The following is a 15,267-nucleotide window of genomic DNA, read 5'->3' on the forward strand; positions in this document are numbered from 1 at the left end:
ATAATAAGAATGATGAAACGAAATTTCGGAAACCTGTCTATTCTTTTTGGTCTCATTTTCGTTTCGTTATTTGTTACTTTCCTTTTGTTTGCTTATTTCGAATGGATTCGACCCATCCAAAAAAAATCAAATCTGATCAAAGCATTAGAACGTTATGATGAAAATAGAACAAAAGAGTATTTAAATACAATTGAGTTTTTTATTCGTGATTCAGATTTACCATACCGAGCTAAAAATGTTACAACACAAATTCAAAAGTCATTACACTTAGACTATGTTAGGCTTTATGATGATTCATTAAGGCTAATTCATAGTACAAATGAAACTACTGAAATATTCCAAGAGGAGCTCAGGCAAGATCCTTCGGGTTTACTCGAAGGTAAAATAAAAATAATATCGAATGGTGATTATGTTTATCGGGATAAGTCTGGAAAATTCTTTTTGTTATTTCCAAAGGTAAACTATACTCCCAGTTTCATTCAAAATCCAAATTTAGAATATGGTTATTTGTATTGGGTTTTCCAACCCAATACACAAAAAATCTTATACACCAATGATGATTCCATTCTTTCAGGTGATCGCGATACGAATGAATTACTTGCTCTTTTTCAAGGTAAAGAAGGACAAGAGATCACTTGGCAATTGGATGGTGAATTTTCAAAATTAATACTAGAAACAAAAGATCAATTTTCTGTTTATTTACTCAAACAAACTGATTCTGAAATTGAAGAAATTCGTTTTGGATGTTTCATATTATTCCTTGTTACCTTTACAGGTTTATTTTATATACGATTTGTTTGGATGTTTGTCCATTCGGAAGGATTTCACTTTAAAAGAAGAATCGTGATCCCAATGATCGTTTATTTATTCCTCCTAGTTTTTTATCAAAAAAGTTGGGAGTTGTTTCCTGACTATCGTTACTACAAACCTTGGACCAAACATCGTTTGGAACAAATTGAAGATACATTGATTGGACTTGAAAAAAATCTTAAATCAAATTACTATAATGACAGCAATGGATTTGGCATTAGTGAAGCCATTTTATCCGAATTATACGAATGGAAATTAGATGTTAGTGATAAAGACATTCGAAATCGATTTGGAGCTGAAATTTTTCTAGTATTGGAAAAAATGAAGGAAAATCCAAAGTCGATTTTGATCGAATCTGAAATGGATTTAGTTTACATCATACCCATTCAAAATCATGAAAATACTTTGGCATCAGTTTTGTTAACTGTAATCAATCCTAATTTATTATATGCTAAAAAAGAAAAAGATAAGGATGAGTTTTATTTTCCGTTTGTAGATGTAAAATTATCAGATAATAAAAGTAAAGAACAAGTTTTGTTCAACCCGCGCCATTGGAATGGAACCCAACTTTCAAAACTTAGGCATACTGATTCTCAAAAGGAGTCAATTGGTTTTTTACATCATAAGTTCCATTCTTATTATTTAGATAAAGAAAAAGGAAAACCAGGGATTGTATCCGGTTTATCTGTGTATCGGTACTCATCATACCCACCTTATTTACTTAGTTTTGGTTTTGTTTTCATTGGTCCATGGGTTTTATTCGTGTTTTGGGCTAACGTTAAAAGAAAGTGGTCAACTACATCAATGTTAGGGGAATCCCTTTTGAAAGACTCGGAGAATCACGAATTTGTGGATACGGTAAAAAAAATAGAAAATACAAAAGAAGGAATTGAAACTAAAACAGAACCTATTATAAAGAATCCTAGTCCTGTGAAAAAAACGAGTTTTAAAATATTACCTCCAGCAACTTGGAAACGAGTGGCCATTTTGGATGCAGTTCAAAAGAAACGAGAAACTATTTTTAATCCAGAACTGGAACGACTTGTCTCCAACGTTACCAAACGTGATGAAACCACTCAAATAAAAACAATTCCTATTCCAGAAAATTCCTTCACACAAGTTCCAGAAGAAAAACGATTTGAATATAGCCTTCTTGATAAAATTTATAGGGAAAATGAGATTTCATATGATGGAATCATTGGTTATACTAAAAATTTCATTTCAAGATTAGGTTCTCCTCGATTTTCTTATTTATTTTTAAACGATTCTCTTGGTTCGTTTCATAACCAAATTTCTTCTGGTCTTGACTATAACACTCGTTCTAATCTGATTTTTTTACACCATGATCCATATCTTAACTTTGATGAGTCCGGTTTTGCCATGTTGGAAATGGAAGAAAACATTCGACTCGATCGATTTATTTCGAAAAAGTTTTCTTGGGAAATTTTATTACAAACCGAATCCATCATTGCTTTTCATATGGAAACTCTTGGATTCCCAGGTATTTTTCTTGTGCTCTTGAATAAAGAAGAAAGAAGTAAATTTTTAGATTCGCACAAACGAATGATCCAGGAAAAACTAAAACAGGTGATTCCTGCTTTACACGTACTTGTTGAGAAAGAAGAGCGTAAACCTGAATTTTTGAAAGACAGTTTGTCTTGGATGATTCGTTCGTTTATGCAAGCCACTTTTGGTGGTAAACGTTCTGCCAATGTGTTACGTATCCATTGGCCAGAATACCATCCATCCCCAGAATGGGAACGTAGCAAAAGGCATTTTGTTGATTCCATTCAAACATATTTAGAAAGTAAGGATCGTTTGATTGAAACTTCGCCAAATTTAATGTTGATTGTTTCTGCAAAAGATTTGTATTTAACTGTCGTACAAAAACTACAAGAATTACCATTCTCCCATGAACTCAAATCGATGAAATTTCCAGAAGATGGACAAAATTATTATTTATATTTCTAATTTCTTTTTGGTTTTTTTTGTGACTGTGATTTCTCTTTCTGCAGGAGGCAGTAAAAAAAAAGAAGAAACAATTGCTTTGAAAAAACAAATCTACGGTTTACATAAAGTAGACGAGGAAACAAGTTCTATTCCTTATTTGGAAAGGTATTTAGAACTAAGCCAAAACGAGTTGTATTTTAAACTATTGTATGCAAAGGCTCTTTTATACAGAAATGATTTGTTAGTTCCAAAACCTAATGAACCCGCAGAAGATCGAATCAATAAAGCAAAAATCATTCAAAAAAATTATAATTTAGCTTCAAAACTTTTTCAAGAGAATGTTTTACATTTGGAAAAAGTGAGACCGAGGGATCCAAATTTAGGTAGATGGTATTACCTTTGGGCATTCAGTGAATGGTTTTCAGATAACAAAGAAAAGTCGATAAAATTGTTTTTAAAAGCTGTGAAATTAGATTATCGATTAACAGAATCATATTATAATGTTGCATCATTGTATGAGTCACTCGGTCAATGGAAGGATGCGAGTTTGTATTGGCGAAAATTTGAAAAAGCCGAAAAGGAATTGGAAGAAGAAGACTAATGGCAAAAATAGATAAACGTTTTCAGATTTTACTTTCTGAAGAAGAACAAATACTATTAAAAAATGAAGCGACTCGCAGAGGAATATCGCAGGGTGAACTCATTCGTTTGGCTTTAAAAAATGAAATCATCCAAAAATCAGAACTACTAAGAAGGAAAGCGATCCAAAATTTAACGGAGATCTTTTCTTGAAAGTATTTTTATCTTCTACTTTTTTAGATTCATTGCTTCATTCCAATGAGAAAGAAAAAGTCAAAAACCTTCTATTAACCTCGATTGATTCAAATACACGTTTTTATACATCTGCCTATTCTCTTCACTGTCTTTTTTCTATGTTAGGTACTATTGACATCGAACAAAAAAGAATGATCCTGCGTAATATTGAAGATCTAGTTGATGCTATTTTTGTTCTTTCGATAGAAGATATTCGATCCGAGTTATTATTTGTGGAAAGCCTTGGTTTAGAACAAGTGATTGCTCTGAACCAAGGAATTGATGTATTTTATCTAAATTCAGAAGAAGAAACGAAAACTCATCCTTTACTTAAGGTTCGAAACTTCTTTAGGGAAACTAAATGAAATAGGTGCTGAAAGTGCACTCCTTTGGTCTTTAGAATCCCATTCGTTTAAATAACGGTTGTATGCTGAAATTCTAAAATAATACGTAAGCCCTGGTTGGAATAATAATCCTCTTTTTTCTTTTTTTGAAATGTCGATTTGGTCAGCCAACGTTCGATCCTCGGGTGATTCAAGTTGTCCTTCTGGAATATAAATATTGGAAACAAGTGTGTCTTCATCTACACAAAATCGTTTGTTACGAAATCCAGAATTTTCTTCATTTCCATCTATTTTTTTATATTGATTGTCTTTGTCTTTTTTGACAAAGATTGAACCAACCATTCGATTTGGAACTAAACCATAATGGATGATATAACCTCCACCGTTTTGTACTTCTTTCTCATGGTTTGAATTCCACAAAAAACAAATTTGATTTGTTTGGTTTTTGGAAACATTTGGGTCCAAACGAAAAAGGGTAGGGACATCTGGAGGTGATTGCTCTATATAATCAAAGTTAAGTGCTTGTAAGATAGGGACAGTTTTTCCCATCGGATCTGGACGAAACCAAATTTTCCATTGGTAATACTTAAATCGATGTTTTGGTAAATCAGTAGTTAAGGAACGAATTCTTGTCCAAGGGAGAACACTTGCCTCAGTAAATTTTTGATTCGATGCGCGGAAATACAATTCAATCATTGTATCTTTCGGTGCGTCAACCTTCCATTGGATTTGTTGTAATGTTGAATTGCTGAATTTTGTTTCCAAAATCGGAGAGATCGCAGTGCTTCCTTCCATAAATCCAATTTTTGTATCATCGTCATAACGAACGGTTTCAAATTTTGAATAACCAATCTCTGGTTCACCTTTATGGATATGGAAACCATCTAAATTCCCGTAATAAGATTTTCCTAGGATAAGGGGTGTGGAATCATTTTCTGGAAATCCAAATCCGATTGTATCAGCTTGTTTGTTTTCATACTCTGCAGTTTCAATTCCATTTTGATAAAGCACATATCGATGGTTTAATGTATCAAAAAAAAGGGAAATCACTTCCCAGTTTTTGCGTTTGATTTTTACACTTGATTCTAAAATAAAACTTACAGTTCTACCATCTGTTTTTTGAAGTAAATTATTGATATATAATGTGGGTTTACCTTCATTTAACTCAAGGGAGATTCCATATTTTTTCCCTTTAACATAAACTGTGCGGTCGAGGATTACGGATCCTGCCCCTTGTTCTCCCATATGCACTGGAATTGAAATGCTAAATGGATCTGGGTGTGTTCCAAAAAGAGAATTTCCTGAAACAGATAAGTGAATTTGATTTCGGCGTCCAGAAAAGTAAGCGGACTTTTTCCCAAAAAAGGATGTGTTTTTGTCCTCTAAGTAAGAGGAAAACACAACTGAAATGGATTTGGATGGAAATGGGTTTCCCGATTCAGAAAGGTTGGGTTCGTTTGTGTCCCCCTCAAAATCAAAAAACAATTCTCCTCGTTTGGGTGTGTTCTCTTTGGGTTTGAGAGTATTTTTTTTGCCTGGTTCTTTGTGTTCGACAACACCAATTTTTTTCCAAAGGCTTAAGTTGACGGATTCCTTTTTGGGGACTTCCCAAGATTCAAGAGAGTGCCCTCCAAAAAGGATAACAAGAAAGATTAAGACTGTTCTTCGATTAAACCCAATCGTTTTTGGTGTCTTCCACCTTCGAAATCTGTTTCGATCCATTTTTTCACAATTCTCAGTGCTAAATCAGTCCCGAGAACTCTTCCCCCTAAAACCAGTACATTGGCATTGTTATGGCGTTTGGACATTTCCGCCGTAAACTCATCATGGCAAAGGGCCGCTCGAATGCCTTTGAAACGGTTTGCGGCAATAGAGGCACCAATGCCCGTACCACAAAGAGCAATGAGTCTTGGGACTTCATTGGAAAGAACCTTTCGGCAGGCATCTCCAATGATGGTTGGGTAGTCGACGGACTCTTCGCTCTTAGTACCGTAATCGACCATTTCATACGATTCCTCGAGACTTTTCCTGAGGAATTCTTTGAGAGCAAATCCTCCGTGATCAGAGGCGATTCCAATTTTTTCTTTCATTCGGATTTTTCCTTTCTTTGTTTTAGGGCTTCGGTGTAAGAGAGATAACTTTCAACAGATAAAGAGAGTAAAAATTTGTCCCTTTCTCTGAGCATACTTCCATAATAACCAGTGAATAGTTCCAAATACCTTTCCCGTTTGGAATTTGGATTTTTTTCAGATAAATATTCTAGAGTGAGGGCAAAAATTTCTTGTTTGATTTCATTATGAGACTCTAGCCACTGTTTGGCGAGAGTCATCTCGCTTGGTGTTAAGGGATAAGGTCTGTTTTCCGCTAAGAGAATTCTCCATTCCAATTGGAAAAATGACTCTTCCATTTGGTATCCGGAAAGTAAGGATGGCGATAATACTTTACTTATATTGGTTTCTGTATCCGGAAGTGTAATCGAATCCCGGATACAATCTATAGAAGAAATTCGTAATTCTGCAGACTCTATTGCATATGCAGCCATTTTTATCCGATCCAAATTTTGAATGTTTTGGCTAATGGCCTTTGGAGGAATTTCAGAATTAAGAGTTACGTAGCATTTGTTAGCTGCTTCCCATCCAAAGTTCCCTTCAGGGATCCAAATGGAATGGGAATTGATTCCACTGACAATTATACAAAATAGAAATGGTAGAGTTTGTTTAACCATTTGTCCTTTCAAATTCCTTGATAAAGGAAATGAGAGCATCCACACCTTCTTCTGGCATCGCATTATAGATACTTGCTCTAAAACCACCCACATCGCGGTATCCTTTAAGACCAGCAAATCCTTGTTCTTCGGCAAGTGTCAAAAATTTGGCATCCAAACTTTCATTATGACTTCGGAAAACAACATTCATTGCAGAACGAAAGTTTTCAGGGACAGGAGCATAAAAAAGAGAGGAAGCATCGATTGCGTCATATAACTTCTTTGCTTTTCTTTCATTTGTAGCTTCCATAATTGAAAGTCCACCTTTTCGTTTCAGATATTTGAACACAAGACTTGCGATATAAATAGAATAGGTTGGTGGAGTGTTGTAATTTGAGCCATTTTTTTCCATCAAGGCATAGTTCATTAAATTCGGGATAGGGTGGGGTTGTTCCTGCAATTTTTCTTTGTCGTAAATCACAAGTGTGAGTCCAGAAGGACCAATATTTTTTTGTGCTCCTGCAAAGATCACAGAGAAATCTTCAATCGGAAGTTTACGACTGAAGAGTTCACTTGTCATATCAGCAATGAGAGGTGCCTTTTTTAATTTAGGAAATGTTTTGTAACGAGATCCGTAGATAGTATTATTGGAGGTGATATAAACGTATTTTGCTCCTTCGTTGACATCTTGATCTGTGATCGTTGGAAGATCCATAAATTTAGAATCAGCCCCATTAAAAATGGATTTTACATTCGGATAAAATTTTTTAGCTTCTTCATATGCTTTTTTTGCCCAAACGCCAGTTATGGCAAAGTCAGCAGATTCTCCAGCCGCAAGATAATTGTATGGAATGGCAGAAAATTGTAACGTGGCTCCACCAGGAAAATAAACTACCGCATAACGAGAAGGTAATTCAAGTAAATCTCTAATGTCAGCAATCGATTCGTTTAAGATACCTAGGAAATGTTTCTCTCTATGGCTCATTTCCATGACAGACATCCCACTTCCTTTGTAATTGAGGAATTCGGAATTGGCTTCTTCCATGACCTCTGTGGGCAACATGGCGGGACCTGCATTAAAATTGTAGATTCTGTGTGTAAACGTAGGCATTCTCCCACAGAATTTTTAAAACTTCCCCCCTGGTAAATAGATTTTTATTCGAAAACTTGCTTTGCAGAATCAGAAAGGTTGTTAATCTTGTGGGCATCTGAAACCTAATTTCGTGAGGAAACAATGAGAATCTCTCGTTCCATCATCATTTGCCTAATCGCTGTCGGATTTTCCCTGACAGCCCAATCCAAAGCCCCACTCGGTGAATCCGAAATTAAGGGTTCCAAAAAAATTGAATTCATCAACCGCTCCTTACGTAAGGCTTCTGATGACATTATCCAAGAGAATACAGAAACGGGAAAAAAACTCGCAGAAACTTTATCCAAAGAAGACACAGCGAGTGTAGATGGAGTGAAAATCCAAAGGATCCTTCCGGGACCTGATGGGAAACTCGGTGCTGATATCCTCTTTCTTTCTGAAACACAAAGTTTTGATCACGTGAATTCGATTGCTCGGATCCTTGCTTCATACATCGAAAAATCTTTCCAATACAAAGCAAGTAATGCCGAAACTCTTGCGCAGTATATTTTGTATTACAATGCCACACACCGTAAGGATGCAAAATTTTTTGGAAAAAAATACACAGCTGCTGTAACAGCTGCTACATCCCCCGATAAATTAGGAATTGATACTGTTTATAAAAATTGGCCTGGAAAAACCCAAATCATCATTCCAATTGAAGGGAACATCTTAAAAGACAGTGGGAAAGATGTAACCACTGATGAGTTAGAAAAAGATGTGAACAAAACGGTAAAGGATAAAGAAAAAGATCCTGCAACCAAACAAAAAATGGAAGACGAAGCCAAAAAAATGGACAAGTTGCAAACCGATAAACTCAAAGAAGAAAAAAAGGTTCTGCAAGATAAGAAAGATGAAGTGTCCAAAGAAGGGAAAGACATCCAAGATAAAAAAGATGCTCTTAAAAAACAAGAAGCAGAAGCTGTTGCAAGTCTTAATGAACTAAAAAAAGATCCGGTGAAAAACAAAGCCGAGATTGAGAAAAAAGCAGAAGAAATCAAAAAAATCGAACAAGAAAAAAAAGAAACAGATCAAAAATCGCAAGCTGTCGAAGCCAAAAAAGAAGAGTTAAGTAAAAAAGAAGAACAAATTGCCAAAAAAGAAGAGGCAAGAACTGGAACTACCACTTCAGGTGACGGTGCCAAAAAAGAAGACGCTGTCCAAAAGGTGGAAGCAAAAGTAGAAGAATTAAAAACAGAACTTGCACAAACCAAAGAAGAACTTAAGAAAAAAGAAGAACAAAGTGATAATGTTGTGAACAACAAAATCCTTTTTATGAAGTTTATCAAGTACGATACGGATGGTCACTATTCGAATGAACTTTGGGCGATCGATCCTGCAAAAGATGATGCTTTATTCAAAAGTCCTTACAATAATATCTGTTCAAAAGAATTTAAAGAAATTGCAAACCAAGGGGTTCTTGTTCTTGGATATGACGGTGAAAAGATTGAAACCAGAAAACACAAACTGGTGTTACTCGACCCTGATAAATTGGGTGTGAAAAAAACAAGCGAATCAGCTGATATTTTCTGGCGAACCCCAATGATCAATCGTGAAGATCGGATATATGTGATTGAAAAGGTAAAAGATAAATACCATGTCTCTCGTTTTAAATCTGATCTAACCTTTGAAAAAAGAACTGAAGAACCTGTGGAGGAAAATTCCGAACTCACTTTCTTTGGAGACAAAATTTATGTAACAGGAAAACCAAAAGAAGGCGACAAAACCACCATCAAAGTGTTCAAAAAAGAAGACCTAAGTTTGTTGAAAACCATCGCTCCCTAGGTAGCTATGGTTTTTCTCATCAATCCATCATCATACAATGATGGATTGATTTCCAATCATACCAACACATTTAACAGGAATGTAAAACGTATCACGAGACGAGTCTTGTTCCTTTTAGAGAAGAATGGTTTGTTCATTCTAACTTAAGAGCCTTTTCAAAGAAATTTTGGCAGACTGATTGGGTCGAATGGTTGCCTATTTTTGGCTTAATTCTTTTTATTTTGGTGTTTTTTCAGATGCCAGCGGTTCAAAACCTAAAATGTGTGATCTTTGCCTTGTTTTTTGCAAGTTGGCTTGTTTGTTGGATTTGGTAACTTACAGAGCAAATAACACATATTTGTGAAAGGAGTATTTGCTCTTGTTATATGGATATATCTACAGTTTACAAAAATAGATGAAAAAAACTTGATTTAATCGATATACGTATGAAATACACCTTAATCAAATCAATGTTTAAGGTGTATTGATTCGAAATGACCGATTTAATTTCTAAAAATGTGACTCTATCAAACCTAATCTTTAAGATATTCAATTCGTTCACGAATTGCTTCATTTGAAGGATTTTTCTTTGCTAAATCTTCCAAAAGTTTAATGGCTTGTGGTTTTTTTCCCATAATGTCCCAAAGGTCTGAAAGTTCGAGAGCTGGTCTTGGATCATTCGGAGATTTGGTGAGTAATCCTAAATAAATTTCTTCTGCTTTTTCAAGATCGCCAATCAGACGTAATGCGGCAGCTTTCCCTAGAAGTGCAAAGTAGTCATCACCACTTGCCAGAATTTTATTAAAACATTCAAGAGCTTTGTCATAATTACCTAGTCCTCTGAGTGAATCCGCATAACGGTTGATAATGAGTTTATTATCAGGATCTGATTCGAGGATTTTTTCCCAATAGGTAATCGCTGTTTTAAAATCCTTTTTGCCGCGGTAAGATTCTGCAAGTCCGTACAATGCAAAAAAGTTTTTTGGATCGAGATCTTTTGCCCTTTCATAATAAAGGACTGCCTTGTCAAAATCCTTGATCTTACGGTAACTGTTCCCAATTTCTGTGAGAATTTTGATATTATTTGGTTGGCTTCCTAGGAGTTTTTCCCACCAAAGAATCGCATCCGCATACCGTTGGCAGGCAAAGTACAAATGACCAAGTCCCACAATCACATATTGGTCATTCGGATTGATTTGGAGTGCTTCCATATAATACACTTCAGATTCTTTGAAGTTTTTTAACTTTCTATGAGCATCAGCAACTCGTGATAAGATACTCGCATCTGTGATCGTTATGTGGTGAAATTCTTCTGCCACTTCAATGATTCGTTTTAAACTATTAAGATCACGATACGCATTCATAAGTCCCATGAGGGAAAATTTATTAGTTGTATCTCCGCTCAAACATTTGCGATAGTATTGGATGGCTTGTTCTGGTTGTTTTGTTTTGGCATAATAATCACCAAGTCCAACAAGTCCATATGTGTTGGATGGATCTTCATCAAGTAATATGTCTAATCGTTCTTTTGCTTCTTTGAAGCGACCTTGATCGAGAAAACGATAGGCTTCTTTTGCGAGAGCTTTTATTTTTGTGAATTTTTCATCTTCTTGTGTTTTTTCAATCTCGGCGTTTTCCATATTCGGTTCCATTTTTCAGCATTCCTTTTTAGACAGTAAAAATCGACTCAAAAACGTGAGAACATTGACAACAGGCTCTTTTTTGCAGAAATGACAATGAGGGGGGAAAGGAATGACATCTACAACCGAAGCAATTACAGGCGGCCGGCTTATGGTCGAATTATTGGAAGAAGCGGGTGTGGAAATTGTCTTTGGATACCCAGGTGGTGCCATTCTCCCTTTTTACGACGAACTCTATCATAGCAAAAAAATAAAACACATCCTTGTTCGCCATGAACAAGGTGCCATCCATATGGCAGAAGGGTATGCTCGCTCCACTGGTAAGTTAGGTGTTTGTATCGCCACCTCTGGCCCTGGTGCCACAAACTTAATCACTGGTCTAACCGATGCCAAAATGGATTCTGTTCCCATCCTTGCCATCACAGGGCAGGTGGCAACTGATGCCATTGGTACTGATGCCTTCCAAGAAGCAGATATCTTTGGTATCACGATCCCAATCACCAAATACAATGCCCTCATTAAAAAAGCTGACGACCTTGCCCGACATTTTGAAGAAGCTATCAAAATTGCCATGGGTGGAAGGCCTGGTCCTGTACTCCTTGATTTTCCAAAAGATGTTCAATTGGGTAAAACAACTGTTAGGAAAGCGTCATCTTTAAAAATTGCTCCTCATCATTATGAAAGACCAAAGGTGAAAGGGGACCCACAAGAATTTGCGGAAGCATTGAATGTAGCCAAACGCCCGTTACTCTATGTTGGTGGTGGTGCCATCAATTCTTTTGCTTCTGCTGAAATTAAGGCACTTGCTGAAAAAGCGAATGCACCTGTAACCACAACATTAATGGGACTTGGTGCTTTTCCTGGAACTCATCCCTTGTCTGTCGGAATGCTCGGTATGCATGGTACTGCCTATGCCAACAAAGCGGTGTTAGAATGTGATTATATCCTCAATTTAGGTGCTAGGTTTGATGACCGGGTTGCCAAATACCAAGACTTTGCGCCGAATGCCGTGCGTGCCCATGTTGATATTGATGCAGCTGAGTTTAACAAAAGAATCAATGTTGATCATATTTTACATGGTGACCTAAAAGATGCGATTAGAGAAATCCTCCCTTTTGTGAAAGGTGGAGATAGGTCAGAATGGATTTCGAATATCCAATCACTCAAAAAAAATCACCCACTTGATTTTGATAACAGTGGAGAAACAATCAAACCTCAAGACTTTTTACAAAAGGTTTATACAAAAACCAAAGGGGAAGCGATTGTTTCGACTGATGTAGGCCAACACCAAATGTGGGCAGCACAGTATTATTTATTTGATAAACCAAACACTTGGCTCACTTCCGGTGGGCTCGGCACGATGGGGTATGGTTTACCTGCGGCCATCGGTGCTAAATTTGGTAACCCAGACAAAACTGTGATTTGTGTGACGGGAGATGGATCTTTCCAAATGTGTATCCAAGAACTTGCGACTATCGCGCAATCAAAGTTAGGTGTCAAGATTTTACTTTTTAATAATAACTTCCTTGGAATGGTCCGCCAATGGCAAGAACTCTTCTATGAAGAAAGGTTTAGTGAGTCACAATGGACTTACAATCCAAACTTTGTAAAACTTGCGGAAGCCTATGACATCCCTGCTATGAGGATTGAAAAAAAGTCTGAAATTCAAAAAGGTGTCGAATTTTTCTTAAAAGATAGTGGTTCTGCTCTCATTGAAGTGATGATCCCTGCGGAAGAAAAAGTTTTCCCAATGATCCCTGCTGGAAAATCTCAACAAGACCTCATCGAATTTAAAGACTTGGGGAAATTGAAAAAATGAAACATACACTGAGTATTTTAGTCAATAACCATCCAGGTGTGATGAGTCATGTTTCTGGACTCTTTACTAGGCGAGGTTATAACATTGATTCGATTGCCGTTGGTGTCACTGATGACCCAGAAGTTTCTTCCATGACGATTGTTCTCAATGGCGATGATTTTGTTGTGGGACAAGTGAAAAACCAACTCCTCAAACTCCCTGATGTGCTCCGAGTGCAAGATATGGCATATGCAAGTTCAGTCCAAAGAGAACTTGTGTTAGTTTCTTTTTCTATCACAGAAAAGAACCGAAGTGAAGCACTAACGATCTGTAATGGTTTTGATGTGAAAATTTTAGAGATGACCGAAGACTCCCTACTCATCGAATTTTCCGGCAATTCTCGCCAGGTGACAAACATCATCACAGTTTTAAAACCTTTTGGGATTCGTGAGATTTCTCGCACTGGCCAAATTGCCATTGCCTATCGAAACCAAAACGTTGTTTAGAATCCTCTTGACAGAGGTCTAAAAAAAAACGAAACTTGGGAACAAAACATTGTTTGGTTCCCATGAAACGTATTCTTTCCATCACAGCATATTTATTCCTTGTTAGTTTCCTTTATTCAGATGTTGAAAAAAAAATTGTCCCTTTAAAACGAGGGAGTGGGGCTGAAGTATTATATTTTGATTTTGGGGAAACTGCCCCCAACACATTTTTCAAATCGGAAAAACTCCAGGAACCTAAATTAGAGGACCTTAAGTTAGGTTTTTTAGATGCAGCACCTGGTTATTATGCAGGTCCTGATGGGGGAGAAGTCTACCAATGGGCAAAAAACCATTACCAATGGAAACGTGCTGATGGTAGTGTTTTTACCGAATGGCCTACCGGGATTTTTAAATTAGATTTTCCCACTGGGATAGGATTTGTATTTGCACCCGCTCCACCTAACTGTAATGGATGTTCACCGACGCTTGTATGGAATTATCCAGACAATACAAAAATCACAAAGTACTGGATCTCCAATCGGAAAGAATACGATACCATCTTCCAGAAACCTCTCGATTTCCAAAACTTCCTTCTTGTGAATGAAACCAAATTTGGAAAACCAAAGTTGGAATTGGGGAATCTTGTTTTTTATGGTTCCGATAAATGGAATGAGTTTTTACGAGTGTTTGGTGAAGAAGTCAAGACCAAATCTCTTTATTCGATTCTAAAAAATGAGTTTGGTTTTGAAAATCGCGGGAAAATTCCTGTATTACTTTTTGATGAGTACAATGCAGCAAAGGAATATGTTGGTTTTGATCTCCCAGCTGCCAACCAATCCGAAATGGGGTTAGGTGGAAAAGATGCGATTGTTTTATGTTGTGGTGATCAAATGCCTGAACGCACAGGGAATCCAAATTTTGATGTCGATTCTTTACGGCGGGTTAATTTTAGTATGGTACTCCAAAAACTGACAAGAAATGCCGAACAAGTTTCGTGTTTAAAGACCATTGCCGAAACAGGCACTCAATCTACCCAAGAAATTCAAGACCCTTGGTTTGAAGAAGGATTTGCATCCTATATCGAATCAAGATTGAGTGACCGCAAACGAGTTTGGGTATATGCAGAAACAGAAAAGTTAATTCGTGAAAACAAAGCTCCCAAATCCTTCAAAGCTTTATTAGAGGCCAAATACAAAGACAATATTCCTTATCATTTCAGTGCCATCTTAATCAAATACATCCATGATGTGTATGGTAAAGAATCTATCTCTTCTTATCAAAAAGAAACTTGTATGGGGCTTGATTCGACTCTTGCCTTGCAAAAAGTAACTGGTGTTAGTGCGGATACTATTTTAAAAGAGAGTACCAAACGTTTTGAAACAGAAAAAATTCAAGTTTTAAAAGATACTAAATCATTATCCCTTTCAGGGTTTACAGTGATGAACCCACAATTTCCGAATGAATTTTTTTCATTCTTAGAAAAGGGTTTTACGATCAAAGAATCAGCCAAAGAAATCAAAACTTATGATGAACTACCTTCATTATACAAAATCTTTATTGCCAATGTAGATGATTATTCGGGGAAACGAGAGGGTGATTTTTTAGGTCCGAGAGGATCATATTTTTTTCTTTGGAAAAAGGGAAATTACCGTTGGTATGGAGATGGTTGGGAAGCGAATGTATTCCCTGGAAATCAAATAGTGTTCCGAGGGTCTAACTATACACTCGTGGAATGGGAAAATGGTAAAAAACAATATGTGGCACCAAACGGAGATTCGGTGATATTCCAAAACCGCGAATCCGTTCAGTATTCAGATTGAAATAAAAAAA

General features: G+C 36.5%; 13 protein-coding genes. 8 read left to right on the forward strand and 5 right to left on the reverse strand.

Translation table 11 applies throughout. The features are described from left to right. Positions 1–9: 9 nt before the first annotated feature. Genes EHQ43_RS11105 through EHQ43_RS11120 form a run of 4 tightly spaced genes read left to right on the forward strand, consistent with a single transcriptional unit; the run spans position 10 to position 3,938 of the window. The gene (locus EHQ43_RS11105) at positions 10–2,781 is read left to right on the forward strand and encodes a hypothetical protein (RefSeq protein ID WP_135771238.1); all 2,772 of its coding nucleotides are present in this window, start codon (positions 10–12) and stop codon (positions 2,779–2,781) included. After that, positions 2,753–3,361 (forward strand): tetratricopeptide repeat protein, encoded by a 609-nt coding sequence (locus EHQ43_RS11110; RefSeq protein ID WP_135742986.1) that lies wholly within the window; start codon positions 2,753–2,755, stop codon positions 3,359–3,361. Before EHQ43_RS11105 ends, EHQ43_RS11110 begins: the two co-directional genes overlap by 29 nt. After that, positions 3,361–3,552, forward strand: a complete 192-nt coding sequence (locus tag EHQ43_RS11115; protein ID WP_135752972.1) for a CopG family transcriptional regulator — start codon at positions 3,361–3,363, stop codon at positions 3,550–3,552. The genes EHQ43_RS11110 and EHQ43_RS11115 overlap by 1 nt, the downstream gene beginning before the upstream one ends. Further along, complete coding sequence (locus EHQ43_RS11120; RefSeq protein WP_135742988.1) at positions 3,549–3,938, forward strand: hypothetical protein; 390 nt, start codon at positions 3,549–3,551, stop codon at positions 3,936–3,938. The genes EHQ43_RS11115 and EHQ43_RS11120 overlap by 4 nt, the downstream gene beginning before the upstream one ends. Here EHQ43_RS11120 and EHQ43_RS11125 read toward each other — a convergent pair. Genes EHQ43_RS11125 through serC form a run of 4 tightly spaced genes read right to left on the reverse strand, consistent with a single transcriptional unit; the run spans position 3,900 to position 7,732 of the window. Further along, positions 3,900–5,639, reverse strand: a complete 1,740-nt coding sequence (locus EHQ43_RS11125; RefSeq protein WP_244242773.1) for a concanavalin A-like lectin/glucanase — start codon at positions 5,637–5,639, stop codon at positions 3,900–3,902. The genes EHQ43_RS11120 and EHQ43_RS11125 overlap by 39 nt on opposite strands. Beyond that, complete coding sequence (gene rpiB / locus EHQ43_RS11130; RefSeq protein WP_135742989.1) at positions 5,570–6,007, reverse strand: ribose 5-phosphate isomerase B; 438 nt, start codon at positions 6,005–6,007, stop codon at positions 5,570–5,572. The genes EHQ43_RS11125 and rpiB overlap by 70 nt, the downstream gene beginning before the upstream one ends. Beyond that, complete coding sequence (locus tag EHQ43_RS11135) at positions 6,004–6,642, reverse strand: hypothetical protein (RefSeq protein WP_135771239.1); 639 nt, start codon at positions 6,640–6,642, stop codon at positions 6,004–6,006. Before EHQ43_RS11135 ends, rpiB begins: the two co-directional genes overlap by 4 nt. Then, positions 6,635–7,732, reverse strand: coding sequence for a 3-phosphoserine/phosphohydroxythreonine transaminase (gene serC / locus EHQ43_RS11140; RefSeq protein WP_135771240.1), 1,098 nt, complete (start codon positions 7,730–7,732; stop codon positions 6,635–6,637). The genes EHQ43_RS11135 and serC overlap by 8 nt, the downstream gene beginning before the upstream one ends. A gap of 123 nt (positions 7,733–7,855) precedes the next feature. Between serC and EHQ43_RS11145 the strand changes: the two genes are divergently transcribed. Further along, positions 7,856–9,535 (forward strand): P83/100 family protein, encoded by a 1,680-nt coding sequence (locus EHQ43_RS11145; protein ID WP_135742992.1) that lies wholly within the window; start codon positions 7,856–7,858, stop codon positions 9,533–9,535. 512 nt (positions 9,536–10,047) lie between these two features. On the opposite strand, the gene EHQ43_RS11150 is transcribed toward EHQ43_RS11145, so the two are convergent. After that, complete coding sequence (locus EHQ43_RS11150) at positions 10,048–11,154, reverse strand: tetratricopeptide repeat protein (RefSeq protein WP_135743089.1); 1,107 nt, start codon at positions 11,152–11,154, stop codon at positions 10,048–10,050. A gap of 112 nt (positions 11,155–11,266) precedes the next feature. On the opposite strand from EHQ43_RS11150, the gene ilvB reads away from it, so the two are divergent. The 3 genes from ilvB (at position 11,267) to EHQ43_RS11165 (ending at position 15,257) form a co-directional block, all read left to right on the forward strand. Beyond that, a complete protein-coding gene (gene ilvB, locus EHQ43_RS11155; RefSeq protein WP_135771241.1) occupies positions 11,267–12,973 on the forward strand; it encodes a biosynthetic-type acetolactate synthase large subunit in 1,707 nt (568 codons plus the stop codon). Next, on the forward strand, positions 12,970–13,458 hold the full coding sequence (gene ilvN, locus EHQ43_RS11160; protein WP_135742995.1) for an acetolactate synthase small subunit: 489 nt from the start codon (positions 12,970–12,972) through the stop codon (positions 13,456–13,458). The genes ilvB and ilvN overlap by 4 nt, the downstream gene beginning before the upstream one ends. Positions 13,459–13,520: 62 nt before the next feature. Then, positions 13,521–15,257, forward strand: a complete 1,737-nt coding sequence (locus EHQ43_RS11165) for a peptidase MA family protein (RefSeq protein WP_167481785.1) — start codon at positions 13,521–13,523, stop codon at positions 15,255–15,257. Positions 15,258–15,267: the final 10 nt, after the last annotated feature.

Origin of the sequence: Leptospira bouyouniensis, assembly GCF_004769525.1 — a bacterium.
GTDB lineage: Bacteria > Spirochaetota > Leptospiria > Leptospirales > Leptospiraceae > Leptospira_A > Leptospira_A bouyouniensis.

What these genes read in the sequence shown, in the direction of transcription:
- EHQ43_RS11145 (WP_135742992.1), top strand. Translation starts at nt 7,856, where the DNA reads ATGAGAATCTCTCGTTCCATCATCATTTGCCTAATCGCTGTCGGATTT.
- serC (WP_135771240.1), bottom strand. Translation starts at nt 7,732, where the DNA reads ATGCCTACGTTTACACACAGAATCTACAATTTTAATGCAGGTCCCGCC.
- EHQ43_RS11125 (WP_244242773.1), bottom strand. Translation starts at nt 5,639, where the DNA reads ATGGATCGAAACAGATTTCGAAGGTGGAAGACACCAAAAACGATTGGG.
- EHQ43_RS11165 (WP_167481785.1), top strand. Translation starts at nt 13,521, where the DNA reads ATGAAACGTATTCTTTCCATCACAGCATATTTATTCCTTGTTAGTTTC.
- EHQ43_RS11150 (WP_135743089.1), bottom strand. Translation starts at nt 11,154, where the DNA reads ATGGAAAACGCCGAGATTGAAAAAACACAAGAAGATGAAAAATTCACA.
- EHQ43_RS11105 (WP_135771238.1), top strand. Translation starts at nt 10, where the DNA reads ATGATGAAACGAAATTTCGGAAACCTGTCTATTCTTTTTGGTCTCATT.
- EHQ43_RS11110 (WP_135742986.1), top strand. Translation starts at nt 2,753, where the DNA reads ATGGACAAAATTATTATTTATATTTCTAATTTCTTTTTGGTTTTTTTT.
- ilvB (WP_135771241.1), top strand. Translation starts at nt 11,267, where the DNA reads ATGACATCTACAACCGAAGCAATTACAGGCGGCCGGCTTATGGTCGAA.
- rpiB (WP_135742989.1), bottom strand. Translation starts at nt 6,007, where the DNA reads ATGAAAGAAAAAATTGGAATCGCCTCTGATCACGGAGGATTTGCTCTC.
- EHQ43_RS11115 (WP_135752972.1), top strand. Translation starts at nt 3,361, where the DNA reads ATGGCAAAAATAGATAAACGTTTTCAGATTTTACTTTCTGAAGAAGAA.
- ilvN (WP_135742995.1), top strand. Translation starts at nt 12,970, where the DNA reads ATGAAACATACACTGAGTATTTTAGTCAATAACCATCCAGGTGTGATG.
- EHQ43_RS11135 (WP_135771239.1), bottom strand. Translation starts at nt 6,642, where the DNA reads ATGGTTAAACAAACTCTACCATTTCTATTTTGTATAATTGTCAGTGGA.